At 66.4% G+C, this 22,127-nt stretch carries 16 protein-coding genes; 4 read left to right on the plus strand and 12 right to left on the minus strand.

Annotated features, from left to right (window positions below):
- Positions 1–59: 59 nt before the first annotated feature.
- Together AB5K84_RS02485 and AB5K84_RS02490 are read right to left on the minus strand one after the other, a co-directional pair.
- On the minus strand, positions 60–1,184 hold the full coding sequence (locus AB5K84_RS02485; RefSeq protein ID WP_038967441.1) for a lactonase family protein: 1,125 nt from the start codon (positions 1,182–1,184) through the stop codon (positions 60–62).
- Between the two features lie 133 nt (positions 1,185–1,317).
- Entirely contained in the window at positions 1,318–1,455 is a 138-nt protein-coding gene (locus tag AB5K84_RS02490) for a hypothetical protein (RefSeq protein ID WP_156149861.1), read from the minus strand.
- Positions 1,456–1,767: 312 nt separating this feature from the next.
- Here AB5K84_RS02490 and AB5K84_RS02495 point away from each other — a divergent pair, with 312 nt between their 5' ends.
- A complete protein-coding gene (locus AB5K84_RS02495; RefSeq protein WP_256380414.1) occupies positions 1,768–1,890 on the plus strand; it encodes a hypothetical protein in 123 nt (40 codons plus the stop codon).
- A 120-nt stretch (positions 1,891–2,010) separates the two neighbouring features.
- Here AB5K84_RS02495 and AB5K84_RS02500 read toward each other — a convergent pair whose 3' ends face one another.
- The 5 genes from AB5K84_RS02500 to AB5K84_RS02520 form a co-directional block, all read right to left on the minus strand.
- The gene (locus AB5K84_RS02500; RefSeq protein ID WP_011083199.1) at positions 2,011–3,705 is read right to left on the minus strand and encodes a GMC family oxidoreductase; all 1,695 of its coding nucleotides are present in this window, start codon (positions 3,703–3,705) and stop codon (positions 2,011–2,013) included.
- Between the two features lie 159 nt (positions 3,706–3,864).
- Entirely contained in the window at positions 3,865–4,125 is a 261-nt protein-coding gene (locus AB5K84_RS02505; RefSeq protein ID WP_038967442.1) for a hypothetical protein, read from the minus strand.
- A 103-nt stretch (positions 4,126–4,228) separates the two neighbouring features.
- A complete protein-coding gene (rpsU, locus tag AB5K84_RS02510; protein ID WP_011083197.1) occupies positions 4,229–4,507 on the minus strand; it encodes a 30S ribosomal protein S21 in 279 nt (92 codons plus the stop codon).
- A 279-nt stretch (positions 4,508–4,786) separates the two neighbouring features.
- The gene (locus tag AB5K84_RS02515) at positions 4,787–7,450 is read right to left on the minus strand and encodes a bifunctional diguanylate cyclase/phosphodiesterase (RefSeq protein WP_011083196.1); all 2,664 of its coding nucleotides are present in this window, start codon (positions 7,448–7,450) and stop codon (positions 4,787–4,789) included.
- A 318-nt stretch (positions 7,451–7,768) separates the two neighbouring features.
- Positions 7,769–8,461, minus strand: a complete 693-nt coding sequence (locus AB5K84_RS02520; RefSeq protein WP_441232370.1) for a hypothetical protein — start codon at positions 8,459–8,461, stop codon at positions 7,769–7,771.
- A gap of 185 nt (positions 8,462–8,646) precedes the next feature.
- On the opposite strand from AB5K84_RS02520, the gene AB5K84_RS02525 reads away from it, so the two are divergent.
- On the plus strand, positions 8,647–9,672 hold the full coding sequence (locus AB5K84_RS02525) for a LysM peptidoglycan-binding domain-containing protein (RefSeq protein ID WP_011083194.1): 1,026 nt from the start codon (positions 8,647–8,649) through the stop codon (positions 9,670–9,672).
- A 136-nt stretch (positions 9,673–9,808) separates the two neighbouring features.
- A complete protein-coding gene (locus AB5K84_RS02530) occupies positions 9,809–11,080 on the plus strand; it encodes a Spy/CpxP family protein refolding chaperone (RefSeq protein ID WP_441232782.1) in 1,272 nt (423 codons plus the stop codon).
- On the opposite strand, the gene AB5K84_RS02535 is transcribed toward AB5K84_RS02530, so the two are convergent.
- From AB5K84_RS02535 to AB5K84_RS02545, 3 genes are all read right to left on the minus strand, one after another.
- Complete coding sequence (locus AB5K84_RS02535; protein ID WP_011083192.1) at positions 11,081–11,947, minus strand: hypothetical protein; 867 nt, start codon at positions 11,945–11,947, stop codon at positions 11,081–11,083.
- A gap of 396 nt (positions 11,948–12,343) precedes the next feature.
- Complete coding sequence (locus tag AB5K84_RS02540) at positions 12,344–14,791, minus strand: adenylate/guanylate cyclase domain-containing protein (protein ID WP_011083191.1); 2,448 nt, start codon at positions 14,789–14,791, stop codon at positions 12,344–12,346.
- Between the two features lie 248 nt (positions 14,792–15,039).
- The gene (locus AB5K84_RS02545) at positions 15,040–17,109 is read right to left on the minus strand and encodes an AsmA family protein (RefSeq protein WP_011083190.1); all 2,070 of its coding nucleotides are present in this window, start codon (positions 17,107–17,109) and stop codon (positions 15,040–15,042) included.
- A gap of 236 nt (positions 17,110–17,345) precedes the next feature.
- On the opposite strand from AB5K84_RS02545, the gene AB5K84_RS02550 reads away from it, so the two are divergent.
- Positions 17,346–18,020: a Crp/Fnr family transcriptional regulator gene (locus AB5K84_RS02550; protein ID WP_011083189.1), complete on the plus strand. Its 675-nt coding sequence runs from the start codon at positions 17,346–17,348 to the stop codon at positions 18,018–18,020.
- A 15-nt stretch (positions 18,021–18,035) separates the two neighbouring features.
- Here the strand turns inward: AB5K84_RS02550 and AB5K84_RS02555 are convergent, their stop codons facing one another.
- On the minus strand, positions 18,036–21,182 hold the full coding sequence (locus AB5K84_RS02555) for an efflux RND transporter permease subunit (protein ID WP_011083188.1): 3,147 nt from the start codon (positions 21,180–21,182) through the stop codon (positions 18,036–18,038).
- Positions 21,182–22,111, minus strand: a complete 930-nt coding sequence (locus AB5K84_RS02560) for an efflux RND transporter periplasmic adaptor subunit (RefSeq protein ID WP_011083187.1) — start codon at positions 22,109–22,111, stop codon at positions 21,182–21,184. The genes AB5K84_RS02555 and AB5K84_RS02560 overlap by 1 nt, the downstream gene beginning before the upstream one ends.
- Between the last annotated feature and the right edge of the window lie 16 nt (positions 22,112–22,127).

A 22,127-nucleotide genomic window follows, 5' to 3' on the forward strand; every position in this document is an offset into this window, starting at 1 on the left:
ATGATGAAAAGCCCCGGACTTTGAAATTACGGATGATTACTTAGGCCGGCCGCGGCCCCTCACGGCAGGCTCAGGAACTCCACCCAGTTCGGCTTCTTGCCGGTGGGGTAGGATTTCAGCTTGCTGAGCGCGCCGCTGCTCTGGTCGATGGCATAGACCGTCATGCCGTCGGACAGCTCGCCGACCGCGGCGAGGTAGCGGCTGGACGGATCGATGTTGAAGCCGCGCGGCTGCTTCTCGGTCGGCACGCTGCCGACCGTGGTCAGCTTGCCGCTGGCCGCATCGACCTTGTAGGCGGTGAGCGTATTGGTCGTGCGCTCGGAGGCGTAGAGGAAGCGCCCGTCCGGGGTGATGTGGATGTCGGCGGCCCAGGGTTTCCCATTAAAACCCTCCGGCAGTGCGGTGGTGCGCTGGATCTCGTCCCATGCGCCGCTCTTGGCCTCATAGGTGAAAGCAGCGACATCGCCGTTCAGTTCGTGGATGAGATAGACGAACTTGCCGTTCGGATGGAACACGAAGTGCCGCGGCCCCGATTTTTCCGGCACCTTGTAGTTCGGCGGAGCGCTCGGCGTGAGCGTACCGGTCGTGACGTCGAACGCGAAGCTCAGCACCTGGTCGGAGCCGAGATTGGTCGCGAACACGTAGCGGTTGTCGGGCGAGGGCAGGAAGGCGTGCGCGTTCAGCCCGGTCGGGATCACCTGCTTCGGCTCGCCAACGACGCCGTTCGCGGAAAGCGGATTCAGCGCGACCTTGTTGCCGCCATAGGAGGCGCTGAACAGGACCTTGCCGCCGCGGTCGGTTGCGATGTTCGCCATGCTGTCGGCGAGCGGCCCGTTGCCGACATGGCTGAGCTGGCCCGTCTTGGGGTCGATCGCAAAACTTACCGCCTGGAACGGCTGCGAGCGGACGCCGGCAATGAGCACGCGGTGGTCGGGTGTGATCGCGAGCGGCGTCGAGGAGCCCGGCTTTTCGACGCCCGTGAAGGCGGCGGTCTGCACCGGTGTCATCTCGCCGCTTTCGGACAGCTTGAACACGCTGATGTCGTTGCTGTCGGCATTGCCGACATAGGCAAAGGTCTCGGCCATGCCGGCGCGAACTCCCGAAATGAGGGCAAGGAAGGCGAGGGTGGTGGCGATCGCAGCGCGGGGCGTTTTGGATGCGACGCAGCGTGTCGGTCTCGGCATGGGCGTTCTCCTCGGGGCCAGTGCGGCATTGTTGTTTTGTCGCAGAGGATAGCGGCAGGCGCCTCGCCGCACCAAATTCCAAATGAGATCGATCGATGCCGAAATGGTATCGGTTGCGTCGCGCCGAAGGCGGCTACCGCACCGCGGCCGTCAGGTTGCGGAAGTGCAGATTCGGGCCGGCGGGATGGTCGGGCGGCCCGAGCACGGTCCACACGACGACCGCGAGCAATGCCGAGGTCAGGATGGTCCAGGCGACGAGTCGTTTGCGCATGGCGAAAATCCGTCGGTCGAATGTTCGATGCGCCGGGGCGCGTGTGAACCATCGTGCACTGCAAACGGCCGCGCCTCTATGAACTCGTTCACAGCCCAAGGGGATGAAAGGGTCCGCGGGATGAGGATGTCGTGGCAAAGCGCCACACCGGTTAAACCGATCGCAAGGTCTCTCCGACAAACTTGAACAGCGCTGCGCTTCCTCTGCTCTATCTCAGGCCGCAGGGCCACATGATCGCTAGGGAACGGCAGCCCCCTTCCCGCCGTTACCCCTGATCTCGCGGGCGGAGGACGCCAAAACGGAGGCTGGCACGTGTTTTGGATTTATTGGGACACCGCCTGGTCGCTGATCATCAGCGGCATCATGTTCGCCACCATCGTCACGCATCCCGACGCCGAGTTCGTCGAAGTGCACGCGGCCAAACGGCTGATGTGAACTTTCGTCCCGACAGGGATGCTGTTCCCCGATCGCCGGCTTCGCCCGAGGGCGACGTCTGCGGTCCGAGGTCCGGTTTGGACTCGCCTCCGCTTCCGGACCTCGTCCCGCCGGGATCCCTCACTGCATGGTTGCAGCGATCTTCTCTGCCGACATCAGCACCGGAAAGTTGGTGTTGGCGCATGGCACCACCGGGAAGATCGAGGCGTCGACGACCCGCAGACCCTGGACACCCCTGACGCGGCCCTGGTTGTCGACCACCGCCATCGGATCGTCGGCCCGGCCCATGCGGCATGAGCACGAGGCGTGCCACACGCCGATGGTCGCCTTGCGCACGAAGGCTTCAAGCGCCTCGTCGTCGTTCATCACGTCATCGAAGGTGAAGCCTTCGACCACGAAATTGTCGATCAGATAGTGACGCAGCGCCGCCGGCCCGTCCATGAGCGCCGCCGCGACTCTGGTCAGGATCTTGTTCCCGGTGTTGACCACGCCGATCTTGCGGACCTTGTCGGTATAGGCGGCCGGGAACGGCTTGTCCGTCACCTTCCTGACGATTTCGCTCATCTGCACCGCCGCCATCTTGCGGAAGCCGCTCATCAGCCGATCGAGGTCGCGCCGGTCCGACAGCAGGTTGAACTCGACGATCGGCTCTGCGGAAGGGTCGCGCGAGGCAAGCTTGACCTGTCCGGTCTCGGAATAGGTCTTGTTGACGAAGGTCAGCAGCGAGCCGATTTGCGCGCCGACCGCGTGCCAGGCCGATTTGCTGAGCACGACGACGAACATGTCGCCCTTCGGCACCCCTGACAGCCCGGACGAATAGCGCAGGCCAAGCTGCATGTGGCGCCTGGTATGCTCGTTCATGCGCGCGCCGCGGCGGACAAAGGACGACAGCGAAATCGAGGGATGATCCATCAGGCGCTGGCCGACGCCCGGCAAGCCCGTCAGCACGGGAATCCCCATGTCCTTGAGGTGGCCGACCGGGCCGATACCGGCGCGGAGCAGATGCGCCGGCGAATGGATGGCGCCGCTGGAGAGAATGATCTCGCGTCCGCGGAATTCCTGCTCCCGCCCGTCGACCCTGGCCTTCACGCCGACGCATTGCGTGCCTTCGAACAGCAGCTCCCGAACTTGCGTGTTGGTGGAGATCGTGAGGTTGGCGCGCTTGCGGGTGTCGCGATCGAGATAGCCCATCGCGGCGGAGACGCGCTGCTCGGCCTGGTTGGAGTGCGTCACCGCGAAATAGCCGTCGACGAACTCGCCGTTCTGGTCCGCCACGAATTGATGACCGGCCTGCTGGAAGGCATCGGCGAAGGCCTGCGAATGCCGTGTCCAGTGCTCCCGCGGAATCCGGCGCACCGGGATCCGGCCGTCCTTGCCGTGATACGGGCCGTCGAAATCGAGGTCGCGCTCGACCTTCTTGAAGAACGGCAGCACGTCGTTCCACGTCCACCCTTCGGCACCCCGCGCATCCCATTCGTCGTAGTCGGTCGGCGCGCCGCGGTTGGCCATCTGGCCGTTGATCGACGAGCCGCCGCCGAGCACGCGCGCCTGCTCGTATTTGCGCAAGGGAGGACGCGCTTCGGTCGGATTGTTGTGGCTGACGACCTGCGTCGTGACCTTCAATTCCGTCCAGTGGAAGCGCGGATCGAAATAGGCCGTGCCCGGATAGCTGTCCCTGATCTCGGCCGGCTCGTTGCCGGGTGGTGTGTCCTGTCCGGCTTCGCAGAGCAGGACCTTGTTGGCACTCTTTGCGGAGAGCCGGTGGGCCAGCACGGACCCCGCCGAGCCGCCGCCCACGATAATGTAGTCGTACACGATTGGCGTTTCCTCTTGTTCTTGTGCTCAAGAGGTTAGCGCGGATTTATTTCGAGGTCACGCCACGGCTTTTGTTGGTGGCGCCATGAGGTCTGCAGGGTGGGACGATGCCGCGGGGCGAGACGGACAGCTAGCTTGCGCCGTCTCGCTCGATGAACCTTATTGCAGCACTTTCGGCATCACGATGACGACGTCGACCTGCTTGTCCAGCACCTGCGATGCGACCGCGGCGATGTAGGGCGAGTAGCTGTCCTCGATGTCGGACGCGACCTCCGCGTTCCCGGCGAAGGCGTAGAGCATCGTGCCCTCGATATTGTCGAAGCGGATGCCCGCGAAGACGCGATCGAACGTCTCGGCGCCGACGATGCCTGCCATGAGCGCCTGGATAGCCTGGTCCTGGACGAGTGTGAGCTTCATCATGCCGATGAGATATGGACCATCTTCCCGGATACAAGATGCGCAGCAACGATGCCGGCCTGTTCTCATTGCCCGGTCGGTCTCACGGCGTTGTCGTGCCGCCGTTTCAGCCCGCGGGCCTGGCAGCGGTCTGCGGCAGCGGCGGCTTGCGCTCCGGAAGCTTCTTTTTCGGCGGCGCCGGCAGCAAGCCTTCCCTGATCGCCTGCTTGCGAGCGAGCTTGCGGGCGCGGCGAATGGCCTCGGATTTTTCGCGCGTCTTTCTCTCCGACGGCTTCTCGTAGGAGCGCCGCTGTTTCATTTCCCGAAACACGCCCTCGCGCTGCATCTTCTTCTTCAGGACACGAAGCGCCTGGTCGACATTGTTGTCGCGAACAAGTACCTGCAATTGTGTCTCCTCGTCCGGCTGCGAAATACGGCAGTCCTGCACGCAGCCGATTGCGCAGGAGCTTCATTGCGATCGTGAGGATGACAGTGACGGCGATCTTCAGCGCCGGCCTCGAACACGCGAGCTGCTTGTCGCCGCGATACAGTTCGGGGACGACGTGAACACTCCCGGGCCGCCGTGTCAATCGATAAGGCCGCCGTGCGCGTCAATTCGCCACCTGAAGCCTATTCCGGGCCGCGCGAGAGGTGTTTTCACCGTCATCGCCTGCGCAAACGGCGCTTAAGCCGCGGCCGCCTGCGCCGACAGCAACCGCTTCAGCTTCGCGGCCGGGACGGCCGGGCTGAACAGCCAGCCCTGCATCTGGCTGCATCCGAGCTGGCGCAGCACCTCGCGCTGCGCCTCGGTCTCGACGCCTTCGGCCGTCGTCGCCATGCGGCGGGCGGCGGCCATGTGCACCACGGCCTGGACGATCGGAGAGGAGTCCTCGGGCTCGCCGATGTCGCTGATGAAGCTGCGGTCGATCTTGATCTTGTCGAAGGGGAAGCGGTGCAGATAGCTCAGCGACGAATAGCCGGTGCCGAAATCGTCGAGCGCGATGCGCACGCCGAGCTCGCGCAACTGCTGGAGGATCGTCAGCGCCTCCTCGTCGTCGCGAATGAGGACGGTTTCGGTGACCTCGAGCTCGAGCCGCCCGGGCGCCAGGCCCGATTCGGCAAGCGCGGCGGCGACCTTGAGTGCCAGCGTCTTGGAGCGGAACTGCACCGGCGAGACGTTGACGGCGATGTGGATATCGCCGGGCCAGGAGGCCGCCTCCGTGCAGGCCTGCTTGAGCACCCATTCGCCGATCTCGCCGATCAGTCCGGTGTCTTCCGCGACCGGAATGAAGTCGGCGGGCGAGACCATGCCGCGCTCCGGATGGTGCCACCGCAGCAGCGCCTCGCAGCCGGTCACGACATTGGCCGCGAGGTCGACCAGCGGCTGATAGTGCACCTCGAACTCGCCGCGCGCGAGGGCCTGCCGCAGATCGAGCTCCAGCTGCCGGCGCAGCCGCGCCTTGGCGTCGTATTCGGGCACGAAGACGCGGAAGGTGCGGCGGCCCTCGGATTTGGCGGCATACATCGCCAGGTCGGCGCGCTTGAGCAGGTCGTCGAGATTGTCGCCGTGGTCGGGCGCGATTGCGATGCCGATGCTGGCATCGGTCGGAACCTCCTGGCCCTTGCAGTTCACGGGCGCACGCAATGCGTTGAGGATCGTTTCCGCCAGCGCCGTCAGCTCGGCCTGGTCGCGGGTACCGGCCTTGACGATGGCGAATTCGTCGCCGCCCAGCCGCGCGACGAGGTCGTTGCCGCTGACGCAGGCGCGCAGGCGGTTCGCGACCTGGCGCAGCAGCTCGTCGCCGACCTCGTGTCCGAGCGAATCGTTGACGCCCTTGAACTCGTCGACGTCGATATAGAGGATCGCGAACGGCTTGCCCTCGGCAAGCTCCGCCACGCGGCGTTCCAGATGGCCGCGCATCAGCACGCGATTGGGCAGGTCGGTCAGCGCGTCGTAATGCGCCATATGCGCGATGCGTTCGTCGGCGCGGATGCGCTCGGTGACGTCGTCATGGGTGGCAAGCCAGCCGCCGGCGGCGCCGGGCTGGTTCTTGATCTCGATCAGGCGGCTGTCGGCGGTCTCGACGATCGCGCTCTGGGTCCGTCCGACACTGCCCAAAATGCCGTCGCAATAGGAATCGACGTCGCCGTCGAACGATCCGGTGTCGTGGCGGTGCTGGATGACGTCGCGGAAATAGGCCCCGGGCTTCACCACGTCGGTGGACAGGTGGTACATCTCGATGTAGCGCCGGTTGCAGACGATCAGCCGCTCGTCCTGGTCGAACATCAGAAGGCCCTGCGTCATGGTGTTCAGCGCGGTGTCGAGCCGCTGCTTCTCCAGCGAGAGCCGGCGGGTCACCTGGCGGAAGATCAGGAACAGCGTCAGGACGAGCAGGCCGATCGACAGCACGGCCACGGTGACGAAGAATTTCGTTTGCGTGCGCCAGGTGGCGAGCGTCGCGTCCAGCGACCTGGTCGCAACGATCACCAGCGGCGCGCCGGTCAGGAGGCGGGAGGCGACGATGCGGTCCTTGCCGTCGATCGGGCTCGCGAGCTGCATCGTGACGAAGGTGCGCTCGAACACGGCTTTCTGCTCGGGGGAGCCGGTGTGGTAGTTCTGCCCGATCATCGCGTCGACATGCGGAATGCGCGCAAGCAGCTGGCCGTTCTGGTGGTGCATCGCGATCGAGGAATCGTCGCCGAGCCCCGTCGAGGCAAAGAAGGATTCGAGCTGGTCGGGCGTGATCGCGCGCGAGACCATGCCGAGGAATTCGCCATGGGGGCCGGAGACGCGCCGCGCGAACACGATCGCCGGTCCGTTGCCGAACCGTCCGGGCACGACCTCGATCTCCTCCTGCGAGGTCGGGTCGGATTTGAGGCGGTTGAAATAGCCGCGGTCGGCGACCGAGATGTCGGCGACCGGCCAGCGCCGCGACGAGTTGATGAGCGCGCCGTTGGCGTCGAACACATTGGCGCCGGCGACGTCGGACCAGCCGCTGGCTTTTGCGCGCAACGCCTCGTGCATGGCGAGGGTGCCCATCTCGCTGCGGAAGACGTCGGTGGAGGCGATGCCGTGGCTTTCGAGCTCGGCGATGACGCTCTTCTGGAGCACCGCGAAATCCGCGAACTCGCGGTCGAAATGGCGGACCAGCAGGCGGACGGCACTCTCCAGGCTGTCGCGGCCGCTCTCGATCGCATTCTGCCGGAAGCGGTCGACGGTGAGCGCGGTGCCGATGGCGGTTGCAGCCATCAGCACGAAGCCGCCGACGATCAGCCATGTCAGCGGCGCCCCGCGCCAACGGCGCAGCAGCGCGCGCATCCGCGCGGTCCATCGGATCGATGTGCCCATCCAGCCCTCCCGTGGGATGCAAGATGCAGCAAAACCGACAAGACCCCGTTACCAGTGAGGGTTACGAAAATATGAATGGGAACGGAATCGGGAGGTTGGTTCTCGGGGCGGCCGATCCTTCGAGACGCCCGCTTTGGCGGGCTCCTCAGGATGAGGGCAGAGTGCGTGGCAGCAATTTTAGCGGGCGCCGATGCTGCTTAGCCTCATCCTGAGGAGACCGCGAGAAGCGGTCGTCTCGAAGGGCGAGGCGCGCGTAGACTGGCGCCAAGGAGACATATGAGATCGCCCCGCTTTGGAGGGGGCCGGCGAGGCCAAATCTCACCGCTTGATCTCCCAGTTCAGCGCCTCCGCGTTGCCCTTGGCGAACATCGCCGGCACGTCGAACTTGCCGGTCTTGAGGTCATAACGGCATTTCCAGTCGGCCAGTCCCTTCACGGCGACGTTCTTCGGATGCTTGTCCATTTCGCCCGACAGCGAGATCAGGAGGTAGCGATTGTTGGGCCAGTCAACACCGAGCCAGCGATAAGCATCTTCGGTGCCCTTCATCAGATTGGCCGAGATGTGGTAGTCGAGCTTCATGTTCTTCGTGTCCGGCCGGCTGTGGAAATAGGCCCAGGCGAGGTCACTGAGCGACTTCTTCGTCGCGCTCACGAAGGCGCCGTTCTCGACATGGTAGAGAAACAGATCCTGCTCGCCCGAGCCGGTCTTCTGCATCCGCACCAGCCATTGCGAGTCGCTGGTGAAGCGGAAGCCGGCCCCGTAGCCCTGCTCGGGCTTCAGCTCCGTCATCCGCTCGCCGTTCCTCGCCCAGGCCTGCCATTTGACGTCGAAATCCTTGCTGTCCTTCATGTACTGCTCGATCCGGGTGGCGCCGTCGGGCGAGGTGAAGGCGAGATCGGCATTGTCGGTGAGCATGTAGTCCGGCGGCGGGCCCGAGGCGGCAAGTGCGGGGGTGGCGGCGAGCATCACGGCAAGCGCCAGCCATGGCGCGGGGCGGCAGAATGCAGTCACGGGAAAAATCCTCAAAAAATAGGCCGCGATGCGGCCTCGATCATATGACGCCGACGGGGCCGCGCCGGTTCATCCGCGGCGGGCGGGAACGGAGGGCGGTAATCCCTTCGACCGTCTTGCTGCCGTAGCCAAATCGGAGCAACTTGCCGTCATCGGCCGATTTGCCAGCAAGGGTCTGCTTTCTGATGATGACCGCTTCCAAGGCTTTCATTGCATTCTGCCTGCTCGCGGTGGTCGGCACCGTGCTGGTGATCGGCCCCACCGAGCTGCGCCGCCTGTTGCCGGGCGGGACGAGCACCGAGATCGCCGTCGCGGCCAAGTCCGAGGCCAAGGTCGGAGCCAACGCCGAAATCAAGACCGAACCTAAAGCCGAGACCAAGGCAGTGCCGACGCCCGAGGAACCGAAGCTCGCCGCCGGCGCGCCGCCCGCGCCCGCCGCCGCGCCGAAGCCTGCGGGTCCATTGGCCGAGACGCAGAAGCAGGTCACGGCGCTGGCTGATCTCGTGCCGGTCAAGCCGCCGGTGGCCGCGACCGACGCCGGTCCCCGGTTCGACGTCGCCCGCATCGACGACCATGGCGAAGCGGCGGTGATCGCGGGCCAGGCCACGCCGGGTGCAAAGGTCGAGCTGCTGCGCGACGGCCAGCCGCTTCACTCGGTCGTGGCCGATGCATCGGGCCAGTTCGTCATGACGCCGCCGCAACTTCCCGCCGGCAGCTACGAGCTGACCCTGCGCGCCAGGGCGCCGGATGGCACCGTCACGCAGTCCAGCCGCACCATGCCGGTGACGATCGCGGAGGCGGCGCCGCCGCCGGCGCGTGTTGCACCGCCCGCCGCCAAACTGGAAACGAAGCGGGCCGCGACGCCGGACGCGAGATCGGATGTCGTGGCATCCCTGCCGTCGGCATCGGACAGGCCGGCGACGCGGCCCAGAATGATGGGCGCGACGAAATCTAGGGGCAGCATGGCGCGAGCGCCTGCCGCCACGACGGTCGCATCGGCGTCGCCGGGCGACGCCCTCAGCGGCACACCGGCGGAGGCGGGCGGCAGCCGGGTGATCTCCCGCGGCGACAGCCTGTGGGCGCTCAGCCGGCTCGCTTACGGCGACGGCGCCCGCTACGCCGTGATCTTCAACGCCAACCGCGCGAAGATCCACAACCCGAACCTGATCTATCCCGGCCAGACTCTTGTGCTGCCGCAAAAGGCGGAATGAGCGCAGCGCTTCTTCTCACCGCCGCGACGCTTTGACCGTCGTACTCCCGGAACCTTTGGTTCCCCCGCGCGTCATGTGATGCGAGGTGGTGCGCGCTTGGCGCTGGAGGAGGGCCAAGGTGGTCAGGTCAGCGATCATGTCGGGATCACGGATGGCCCCCGTGCTGGCGGGCGCCGCCCTTGTCGTTCTGGCCGTGCTGCTGCCGAACAGGGCCGAAGCGCAGTTCGGACTGCGCGGCGGGCCGCTCGGCGTCGCGCGGTTCGCCGTCGGTCACGTGATCGGCCTGTCGCGCCTGCGTCATGCCCGCATGGCGGTGCGAGGCGGCGGATACCGCTCCGCCGCGTTGCGGTCGCAGGATCCCCGCGGCGTCGAGGGCCGGCAACCGCTCAATCCCGCCATTCTGCGCGCGGCGCTCACGGCGCAAGCGGCGCTGTCGGGCTGGCATGGCGGCCGCCGCCCGCAGGGCTGGTGGCGCCACCCCGACGGCAGCTATGGCTGGGCCGGTCCGGTGTTCTGGCCGTTCGCCCATGACGATCTCGCCAATGCAATCATCCTTGGTGATACGACCAGCATCTCGCTCTACGGCTACGGCGACATCTACGCCGCGCTGTTCTCGCCCTATGCGGCCAAGGAGCTTGCCGCCTACGCCGCGCCGCAAGGCCGGTTTGCGCGCAGGATTCCGTCGGCGCAAAACATCTGTGACGTCAGCGATCCCGCCGGCTTCCCGGCGGATCGCATCACCGCTGCCGTGCAGCCGAACGAATTGCAGCGCACCGCGCTCGACGATCTCAGTGCCGCCTGGCTAGCTGCCCGCAACAGCGTTCGCGCGACCTGCCCGGCGCAGGTGCCTGCGACCGCATCCGAGCGCCTCGGCCTGATGCGCGAGCGCCTGGAGGCCATGATCAAGGCAACGGACGCGGTCGCGCCGCCGCTTTCGAAATTTGTCGATCTTCTCGACGCGAACCAGAAGTCCAGGCTCGATGCGCTGGCCAACGAGGCTCGCGCCGCGCTCGCGTCAAGCCAGCACAAGGATGCGCAGGCAGCCGCGGCTTGCGCGGCGGACAGCGATCCTCGCTATGACCCCCAGCTGCAGCGCCAGTACGAGCAGCTCGTGCAGCAGCAATGGCCCGTCGCCGACATCGCGTCCACGCTTCGCCTCGACGACATCGGCCGCGCCCGGCTCGACGTGCTCCAGGACACCACGCTGCGCACCATGGAGACGCTGAGCGCCTGCCCGACCAAGCCTGCCGCGACACCGCAAGGCCGCCTCGCGGCCGTGAAGGCGCGGCTGGAGACGATGCTGCAGGCGGTGAGCGGCGTTGCCGATGCGCTCGACGATTTCGAGGCGGACCTGAGCGACGAGCAGAAGGCCGGCTTCGAGGCGATCGGACCGAAGCGGGGGGCGTGACTATCCGCACGCCCAGTCGAACTTCATCTCCTTGAAGTCGAGCTGCGCATTGCCGCCGCCGAAATTGTAGCCGCCGAAATATTCCTCGAACTCGATGTAGAACGGGCTCATCTCCGGCACCGCCTGGCACGGCCGCATGGTGCCGCCGAGATGGTTGTGGGCGTGGTCCTTGCTCCAATCGTGCAGGCGAAAATTGTCGCGGCTCGGCACGCCGCCGACATAATAGTAATAGGGCTGATAGCCGGTCGGCGGGTTTTGGCGGACGTGCTCGTCCTGCGGGCCCTTGCCGGCATTGGGATCGGCCGCGCGCGGCGTCAAGCCAATCGCGCGGGTCTCGGCGAGATCGGCGCGCGGCGGCGCGGCGAACATCTTCCTGGCGTAGGGCGCGGCGGTCTCGAAGAAGGCGCAGGCGCCGCCGACATCCAGCCAGCGCGGCCGGTCGGCGGTGGCCAGCGCAAGCGGCGCCGGCGGCGTCGCGAACGCGCCGTCATATTCAGCCTTGGTCAGCAGCAGCGCGGCATATTCGTAGTCGAGGATGTCGGTCATGCGCGACAGGCGCGGATGCGCCGGCCGCGCCAGCACCGCCTCGCGGATCTCAGGGTCGTCGGGCGCGCCGCCGTCATTGTGATCGGGCGCGGTCGCGAAGAACGACACCGCGACGATGTCGTCGCCATGCAGGCGATAATCGTCCGGCAGCAGAAGCGTAAACCCGTGCATCAACGGATAGCCGGTGACGGGATCGAGCGGCCATTGCTCGGATGTGATGCCCGGCGGCAAGCCATAGACCCAGCCGTGGTCGCGCGCACGCTCAGTGGGACGGTCCAGCATCTGCAAATCATATGCGCGCGAAGGCAAGGCAAACGCCACGATCGTCTCCCATCTGAAACCCGCCTCGCCGTTGAGGCGATGGTTAGTCGCAGGGAGGAGAGATGTGGTTCGTAGTGTCGTCGCAAGAGTCGCGACGACGGTGCGGCTTGCGCCGCTGCGCTCCCTCCCCCCTTGCGGCAGGGCAATCGCATATGACTTTTGGCAGGGCCTGAGCGCGCGCCTCGTCCTTCGAGACGACCGCTCCGCGGTCTCCTCAGGATGAGGCTAAGCGGCATCTTTGCCGGTCGAAATTGCTGCCGCGAACTCCGTCCTCATGCTGAGGGCCCGCCAAAGGCGGGCGTCTCGAAGGATGGGCCACAGAGCAACGGCCTTAAATGCGATTGCCCTGCCGCAAGGGGGGAGGGAACGCAGCGAGCGTGCGGCTGAGAGCGAGGGCTACCCTCGCCGCCTTGCCGCCGCAGCATCCACCACGTTGTCCACTTCCTCGCGCCAGCTCAGAATCTCCATCGCCAGCACGGGGTGATTGAAGCCCTTGAGCACGAGATCGTCGAGCGCGCGCGCCTCCACCCAGGGTTCGACCATGCCGTAGACGCGGCGGCTGACCACGATCTGGTTGGCCTTGGCTTCGCCGCAGAGGCGCGAGGCGAGGTTGGTGACGCTGCCGATCGCGGCATATTCCAGCCGCTGCTCGAAGCCGACCTGGCCGAGCGTCGCATAGCCGAGTGCAATGCCGATGCCGAAGCCGAGGCTATGCCCGCGGTTGCGCCAGCGCTCGGTCAGCGGGCCGATGGTGTCGCGCATCTCCACCGCCATCTTCACGGCGCGCTGGGTGTGGTCCTCGAATTGAATCGGTGCATTGAACAGGATCATCACGCCGTCGCCGGCATATTTGTCGAGCGTGCCCTCATACTTGAAGATCAGCGTGCCGAGCGCCGCGTGATATTCGCGCAGCACGTTCATCGCCTCTTCCGGCTCGGTCGCTTCCGTGAACGCGGTGAAGCCGCGCAGGTCGCAGAACACGACCGTGACCTCGCGGCGCTGGCTGGTGAGCAGCCCCTCGGGGCTGTCGGAGGAGGCGATCAACTGCGCGACCTGCGGTGCGAGGAACCGCTCGAGCTTGCGGATGCGCTCGATCTCGCCGAGCTGCTTCTCGACGCGCTCCTCCAGCGACTTGTTCCAGTCCTTGAGCTGCTCGGTCTGCACGCGCAGCTTGTCCGCCTGGGCGCGCACGGTCTCGTGCGCCGCTTCCAGCGCGTGGCTCTTGTGATCGACCTCGGTGAACAGGCGCGCGTTGCGCATCGCCAGCACGGCCTGGTTGGCGAAGGTGCGCATCAGGCCGATGATGCTGGCGGCGAACTCGCCGCCGGCACGCCTCAGCACCACCAACGAGCCGAGCGTGCCCTGCTGGTCCACCAGCGGCACCACCAGCACGGAGTGGAAGCCGGCCGCGATCGCGACGTCGCGCAGCGGCTGCTCGGCCGCATGGTCGAGATCGGCAAGCGCGATCGGCTCACAGCTCGCCGCGGCATCGCTCAGGATGTTGTCGCCTTCGTCGATCGTGACATGGGCGCCGTCTGCCGATTTGTCGATGCCGTTGGATTCGACCAGGTTGAAGCGACGCGTCCCGGCGTCGAAGCCGTAGATCAGCACCGCGTCGGCATGGGTGATCTCGATCGCGCGGGCGGCGATCGTCGGCAGCACCGCGTTGAGATCGAGCGAGGAGGCGACGGCGCGGCCGACTTCTTCCAGCACCTTGAGCTCGTTGATCGACTGCGCGAGATCGCGGGTGCGCTCCTCGACCTTGGTCTCCAGGTTCGAATAGGTCTCCTGGATCTGGGTGGCCATGCGGTTGAACTGGCCGGCGAGATCTTCCAGCTCGTCGGAGGTGTGCACGTCGATGCGGTGGCTGAAATCGCCTTCGCCGAGCTTGTGCGCGCCGTCGCGCAGCGCCGTGATCGGAATGATCATGCGGCGGGCGAGCAGCGTGCCGGCGAGGATCGCGACCATCAGGCCCATGCCGATCAAGAGCGCGATGCGCACCAGCTGATCGCGGATCGGCGTCAAGGCCTGCGTGGTCGGCTGCTCGAACAGCACGCTCCAGCCGAGCTTCGGTACGGTGCTCGCGGCGGTCAGCACCGAATAGCCGTTGAAGTCGGTGCCTGACGTGTCGGGCCCGCGGCCGGGCGAAATCGCGGCAGCCACTTGCGGCAGCTTGGAGAGGTCCTTGCCGACATCGGGTCCTTTCGAGGACGTCGCCAGCACGCGGCCGCGCGGATCGACCACATAGGCAAAGGCCGCCTTGCCGACCTGGGCGTCGGACAGCAATTCGGAGAGGAAGCTGAGATCGATCTCAGCGACCGTGACGCCGGCGTTGAAGCCGGAATGCGCCACCGAGATCGACATCAACGGAGTCCTGTCGGAGAACCAGGCCGGCGCGTAGCTGACGCCGCGGGCGACGGTGTCGGTGAAGCGCATGTCGCGGGAGAGGTCGGCATTGCCGCCGGTCGTGGTCGACTGGCGCGAGACGCGCAGCACCTCGCGGCCTTCGCCGTTGAGCTGGAACAGCTGGTTGACCACCGCGACCTGGTGCAGGAGCTGGGCGTAGTCGGCGCGGCGCTTCTCGAGGGTGTCCTGGCTCGCGCGGGTCACCCAGCTGATCTGGCGCTCGAGCTCGGAGATCGACTGTTCCACCCGCCGGGCCGCGGCCTGCGCCTTGTCCTCCAGCCCGTCGGTCAGCTGTGTCTTGGTGGCGCGATAGGAGATCCAGGTCTCCATCGCGCCGCTGACGGCGAGGACGAACACGACGAGGCCGACGAGGGAGACGACGTATTTGGCGAACAGGCCCTCGCGCAGAAACCGTGTCTTGTCGTTCGCTCCCGCCATCCGGATCCTCTCGCGCCGCCATCGACGCCGGCGCTACGGGCCGTACAGGCCCAGCCGCCCTTCTATCACAATTTGGGCCAAGGGACGTCCCGGGGACCGGAGGACCGGCCGGCGTGGTTACCCGAAGTGGACGCCGGGTCGGGCCTAAAGGGTGGTGAATTGTCGCAGGCTCATCCGTTCGGAGGAAGCAGGGAAAGGCCGGGCCGATGTAAGGGATTGGCGTGGAGTCCAGCCTGTTGGTCCGCCAATCATCGATTATTGAAGAGCTGCCGCAACACGTCGTTCATGGGCTGGCTGTCCTGCTGCGCCACCGGCGGCTCGTCCGGGGCCCGGGCCGGGGGCGCCGGCGCGGGCGAGGCCTGCGGTGCCGGTGTGGACGGCGTCGCGGGCAGGCTGCGGCTGCGGCCGGTGCCAGTGCCGGTTGCAGCTCCGCTGGAAAGTCCCTGCTGGATCAGATTGCCGAGCGCCTCGCCCAGCGGGCCGCCGAGCAGATTGTTCTGTCCCGGCTGCTGGGTTTGCGGATTGGCGTTGCTGCCTGCATTGCCGCCACCCGGCGCGGTCGTGCCGCCGAGACCAAGGCTGCCCAGGATATTGCCGAGCCCGGCGCCATCAGGCCCGAACAGGCCCTTGCCCATCTCGCGCAGCTTGGCGTAGGCGGCGTCGGGATTGTCGAGCATGCCGGCCATGTCAGGGTAGATCCGCGGCTGCGACCAGCTGCCCTGGATCATCACGGGGATGCCGAAGCCGACCGGCTCGGAGGCGCGGCCCTGGCCTTCGGTGGTCATCACCAGCTTCGGCTCGACGCGAAAGCCCAACATCTTGGTGTCGAGCGCGATCGTGCCGGCGCCGGTCACGCGCACCAGCGGCCCGATCAGGTTGAGATCGGTCGTCACCGCCTGTCCCTTGTCGATGCGGAAGGAGGCCGAGAGCTGCGACAAATCCGTGCTCTGGTCCTGGCTGCTGTTCTGGTTGTCTTGCCAGCCGGACAGCGTGCCCGATGTCAGCGAGCGGATCATCTGCGCGACGTTGATGCCGCGGATGGCGCCGTCCTGGAAATTGACGAAGGCCGTGCCCTGCATGTTCGCCATCAGGGCGCGCTGGCTGGTGCCGGCGCTGCGCAATGCGAGCTTGGCTTGCAGCTTGCCGTCGATCCGGTCGAATTCGGCAAGGCCCCGGAGCAGCGGCAGCGCGCGCACGCCGACGAGGTCGGAATGCATGGCAAAGCTCGGCGCGCCGCTGGTCGCATCCAGGATCACTTCGCCGGAGACCTGGCCGCCATAGGCGCCGAGATTGGCGGTGCCGGCCTTCAGCACCCCGCCGGCGAGCTTTGCATCGAGCGCCAGCGGCGCAAGACGCGCATCGCCGATCACGGCGTCGTTCGCGGAGATCCTGATTTGTGCATCGACATAATTGAGCCCGGACACGTCGATCGGCGCATTGCTCCAGGGCTGCCCGGACGCGCCGTCCGGCGATTTCGCCAGCGGAATCGTGAGCCGCTGGAAGTCGAGATCGACCTTGACCAGAGGCTTGCTCGCGATGTCGACCGAAGCCCAGCCGTTGAACGCGCCGTCGCCGAGCGTGCCGTTCACGCCGTTGATCATCACGAGATCGCCGCTCAGCCGCATCTCGGCGTGACCTGCGAGCCGGGACTTCAGCACATCGGGCATGTCGATGGCGAACTCCACCGGGATCGTCGGCCGGTCGGTTGGCGGCGCGGGCGTCGTCGCCTTGATGTCGAACTTGGTCGGGTGCTCGCCGACGCGCGCGGTGCCGGTGATGCTGACGTTGCGGTCGCGGCCAACGACGGCATCGGCATTGATGGCGCTGATGCGGCTCTCGACGCGATCGCGCACGCGCGCGAATGCGACCTCGCCGTCGGTGACCTTGACGCGGTCGATGGTCGCGCCGTCCGTGTCGAGCGCCAGCGGCTTCGACGAGGTGCCGGCATTCGGCAGGCGCTCACGCAGCAGCGGCTGGTAGAGCACGGGGCGGGTGACGATGAGTTCGCTGATCTTCGGGCGGCCCGACCAGACGCTGGAGAGCGACATGTCGGCCTGCACGCTGTCGACGGTGAGGCGCGTAATGCCGCTGCGGTCCTTCGGATCCTGAAGCGTGAGATCGTTCAAGGTGACGTTCAGCGTCGGCCACAGGCTGATCCTGGTGGTGCCGTCGATCGACAGGCGATAGCCCGTCGCGCTCTCGACCCGCGACGCAATCGTCGAGGTCAGGAAGCCCGATGGGATCCCGACCACGAGGAGAAGCGCGATCACGATGACGACAGCGGCGACCGCGGCGCCGGCGAATTTCACTGCTCTCATGTCGACTTTCCAACGACGGACGAACGGTGCCGAACCCGGCCGCTCACCCGTCCTATGCGCGTGAGTTTATCCCGGGACGGGAAGCCGCTCCAAGCGGTCAAAAATAGTCAGGGGGTGCTGCAAAGTTATGTGACTTATGACACACTTCTCCGGCGCGGTTTTACGCGATTCTGGACGTTGATGGTTCCAGCCGATTTGCCAGCGAAATTGACAAGTAAATTCACAAGGAAGTTGAAATGAGCAAGCAGGCCGAATTTGCGGTCATCCTGAAGATGAACCCGATGTTCGCCGATCTCGGCGCAGACGAGCTCCAGCGGCTGTCCAATCTCTGCCACACCCAGCATCTGGCGAACGGCGAGGTGCTGTTCCAGAAGGGCGATGCCGGAGACGCGCTGTTCGGCATGCGCCGCGGCCAGGTCCGTATCGAGACCGGCGCCGCCGACGGCAGCCGGCTGACGCTGAATTTCATGGGGCCGGGCGACCTGTTCGGCGAGGTCGCGGTGCTGGACGGCCAGAACCGCACTGCGGACGCGACCGCGGGCGAGGCCAGCGAATTGTTCGTGCTGCGGCGCGAAGACTTTCTTGCCTTCCTCGAGCGCGAGCCGAAGGTCGCGATCAAGATCATCGCGCTGCTGTGCCAGCGCATCCGCTGGCAGAGCGAGCGCATGGAAGAGTCCATGCTGCAGCCGCTGCCGGTTCGCCTCGCGCGGCGGCTCTGCGCGCTCGCCGCCGATTTCGGCTCGGAGGTGCACATCTCGCAGGAGCAGCTCGGCGTCTTCGTCGGCGCCGCCCGCGAAAGCGTTAACCGCCAGCTTCAGGCCTGGCGCAAGGACGCGATCCTCGATCTCCAGCGTGGCCGCATCCTGCTGAGGAACATGACCAAGCTGACGGCGATCGCGCGGAACGAGTAGGGGCTCTCGCGAACCTTACTCCGCCGCCGGATGCACGATGCTCTTCTGTGCCGGCTGTGCCGGCGAAGCTTCGTGATGATGACCGGGGGCCTCGGTATCCTCGCTGTGCACGATCAGCCGCTTGCCGAAGCGCCAGATCAGGGCGCCGAGATCGTCCATCACCATGAACATCGCGGGCACGAACACCAGCGACAGGATGGTCGAGAAGATCAGGCCGCCGATCACCGCGAGCGCCATCGGCGAGCGGAACTCACCGCCGGCGCCGACCGCGAGCGCGCTCGGCATCATGCCGGCGGCCATCGCGATCGTTGTCATCACGATCGGGCGGGCGCGCTTCATGCCGGCGTCGATCATGGCCTCGTCGCGCGGCTTGCCGTCGCGGATCGCCTCGATGGCGAACTCCACCAGCATGATCGCGTTCTTGGTGACGATGCCCATCAGCATCAGGATGCCGATCCAGACCGGCGTGGTGAGCTGCTTGCCGGTGACGAGCAGGGCCGCGATGGCGCCGCCGATCGACAGCGGCAGCGAGAACAGGATGGTGATCGGCTGCAGGAAGGTGCCGAACAGCAGCACCAGCACGGCATAGACCATCATCAGGCCCGCGGTGATCGCGGTGGCGAAGCCGTCGGACAGCTCGTTCAGGCTTTCGGCGTCGCCGGACGGTGAGACCTTCACGCCCTTCGGCAGGCTCTTCATCACCGGCAGCTCGTTGATCTTCTTGGTGGCATCGCCGAGCGCCGCGGAGCCGACGAGGTCGGCGGCAACGGTGGCCTGGCGGTCCCGGTCGTAACGGTTGATGCTGGTCGGACCCTGGTCGAGCTTGACGTCGGCGATGACCGAGAGCGGCACGCCGCCCTTCTCGCCATGCTCACCGAGCGGCACGCGCAATTGTTCGAGCGTCTTGAGGTTGCCGCGCGCGGCGTCCTCGAGCTGCACCCGGATCGGCACCAGGCGGTCGCCGACGTCGAATTTGGCAAGCGCAGGCCCGACGTCGCCGATGGTGGCGACGCGGATGGTCTGCGACAGGCTTTCCGTGGAGACACCGAGGCGTGCGGCGAGATCGGCGCGCGGCTCGATGCGCAGCTCGGGCCGCTCCAGCGTGGTTTCCGAGATCACGTTGGAGATGGTCGGGATCCGCTTCATCTGCGTCGCGAGCTCGCTGGCGACGTTGTTGACGATGTTGGCGTCGACGCCGGTCACGACCAGCGAGATCGCGCGCAGGCCGTTTTCGTCGAGGAACCAGAAGCGGATGTCGGGAATGTTCTCCAGCTCCTGGCTGATCGAGAATTCCAGCTCGCGCTGGGTGATGTCGCGATCGCCCTTGGGCGTATAGTTGATGATGAGGGCGGCGCGCCGGACTTCCTGGGTGCCGGGTGGAACGCGCCCGCCGTCGACGAAGATGCTCTTCACCTCGGGCCGCTTGCGCAGTCGCGCGACGATGTCCTCGGTGACTTTTTCGGTGTAGGCGAGCTGGGTGCCCGGCGGCAGCTCGAGGGCAAGCAGCGAGCGCGCGCTGTCCTGCGCCGGCAGGAAGCCCTGCGGCAGCAGCGTGATGCTCCAGATCGAGGCGGCGAAGATGCCGAAGCCGATCAGCACCGTGATGAAATAGTGCTTCACCGACCAGGCCACGATCCGGTGATAGGACCGCAGCACGCGCCCGGGCGGCGGCTCCTCGTGATGGCCATGCTTGAGGAAGTAGGCGGCCAGCACCGGCGTGACGAAGCGCGCCGCGAGCAGCGAGAAGAACACCTGCACCGAGACGGTGATGCCGAACTGCTTGAAGAACTGTCCGGCGATGCCCGACATGAAGCTCGCCGGCGCAAAGATCGCGATGATGGTGAGCGAGATCGCGATCACCGCGAGGCCGATCTCGTCGGCGGCTTCCAGCGCGGCACGATAGGGCGATTTGCCCATGTTCATGTGCCGCACGATGTTCTCGATCTCGACGATGGCGTCGTCGACAAGAATACCTGTCGACAGCGTGATGGCGAGGAAGCTGACGAGGTTGAGCGAGAAGCCGAGGAGGTCCATCGCCCAGAATGCCGGGAAGATCGACAGCGGCAGCGAGATCGCGGCGATGATGGTGGCGCGCAGATCGCGCAGGAACAATAGCACGATGACGACGGCGAGGATGGCGCCCTCGAACAGGGTCGAGATCGCCGCTTCGTAATTGCCGTTGGTGTATTCGACCGAGGTGTCGATCAGCTTGAGGTCGACGTCGGGATAGGCGGCCTTGAGCGCGTCGATGCGCTTCTGCACGGCGTCGGCGACCTTCACGTCGCTGGCGCCCTTGGAGCGCTTGATGCCGAGCGCGACCACCGGCTCGCCGTTGAAGCGCGCGAAGGTGCGGCGGTCGGCGATGGTGTCGGTGACGGTGCCGAGATCGTCGAGCCGGACCTCGCCGCCGCCGAACAGCGGGACCATGGTGCCGGCGAGGTCGCTCAGCGTCTTGGCGCCGGCCAGGGTGCGGATCGCCTGGTCGTTCTTGCCGATCTCGGCGCGGCCGCCGGCGACGTCGACATTGGTGCCGCGCAGGCTCTGGCTGACATTGACGGCGGTCAGGCCCATCGCCTGAAGGCGGTCGGGATCGAGCGAGACCAGGATCTCGCGCTCGACACCGCCGATGCGCTCGACCTGGGCGACGCCGCGCACGCCCTGGAGCGCGCGCTTGACCACGTCGTCGACGAAATAGGAGAGCTGCTCCGGCGTCTTGCCGGGCGAGATCGCGGCATAGGTCACGATCGGCAGGCCGATGACGTCGACGCGCTGGATCAAGGGCTCGGTGACGTTCTGCGGCAGGTTGGAGCGCACCCGCGTCACTGCGTCCTTGACGTCGTTGAGCGCGCGGTCGGTGTTGGTCTCCAGCGCGAACTGGATGGTGGTCAGCGACAAGCCGTCGGTGATCGAGGAGGTGATGTGCCGCACACCCTCGACGCCGGAGACCGCGTCTTCAATGGTCTTGGTGACCTGGGATTCGAGCTCGGCGGGCGCAGCACCGAACTGCGACACCGCGACCGAGATCACGGGAATGTCGGCCGAGGGAAGCCGCGTCACCGCGAGCTTGGCGAAGGAGGTCCAGCCGAGGATCAGCAGGATGATCGAAAAGACGACCGACGGCAGCGGATTCCGGATCGACCATGCCGAGATATTGAGAGCCATCAGCGTACCCGCGTGCGATCGAGTTCATCGGCGAACATGGTCTTGATCTGGTCGCCGTCATGCAGTGAAGAGCCGGCGTCGGCCACGACGATTTCGCCGACGTCGAGCCCTTCCAGGATTTCCGTCGCGGTGTCGGACGACAGCCCGACCCGCACCTTGCGCGTCTCGATCGTGTTGCCCTTGACGACCTGCACGGTGAGATGGTCGATCGCGGTCTTGGGCACCGCGACGCCGCAGCTTCGCTTGGCGTCGATCGAGGCGCGGGCGAACACGCCGACCTTCAGCGAGGGATTGTTGGTGACGCTGATGCGGACACGGCCGAGCTGGGTGGCGCGGTCGATTTCGGGCGCAACCAGCCGCACCCGGCCGATCAGATCGGGCGCGTCGTCGCGGCTGATGCGCACGGTCGCGCCGGCGCTGAGCTTGGGCATGTGCACGGCCGGGACCTGGGCGTCGAGCTCGATCTCGTTGTTGACGGCGATGCGGAACATCGGGCCGGCCTGCGGCGAGGCCGGCGCGCCGACGATGGTGCGAACTTCGGTGACGAGGCCCGGCGCCGGCGCCTTCAGCGAGATCGGGCCTTGCGCGCCGGACCGCTGCGGCTGGCCCGGGATCTGCGGCGGCGCCGTCAGGCGCGCCAGCTCCTGGTTGTCGGTGACCATGGTGCCTTCGGTGACGAAGAGGTCGGTGACCCGGGAGCCTTCCTGGTCGGCGACGACCACGGCCTCGCGGCGCGGCACGAAAAAGCCGGTCACCCGGACGAGGTCGGAGAAGCAGGCATTGGTCGACTTCGTCACGATGACGAGCGCCTCGCCCGGCGTTTCCTTCGCCTCGGGGCGACGCCGATGCTCGAACAGATAATAGCCGATGCCGAGCGCGACGATGAACGCCACGGTTCCGGCAGGCTTGAGATAGTCGGAGACGTTCATCGCCGGATTGTCCTGG

Origin of the sequence: Bradyrhizobium sp. 1200_D9_N1_1, assembly GCF_052075915.1 — a bacterium.
Lineage (GTDB): Bacteria > Pseudomonadota > Alphaproteobacteria > Rhizobiales > Xanthobacteraceae > Bradyrhizobium > Bradyrhizobium diazoefficiens.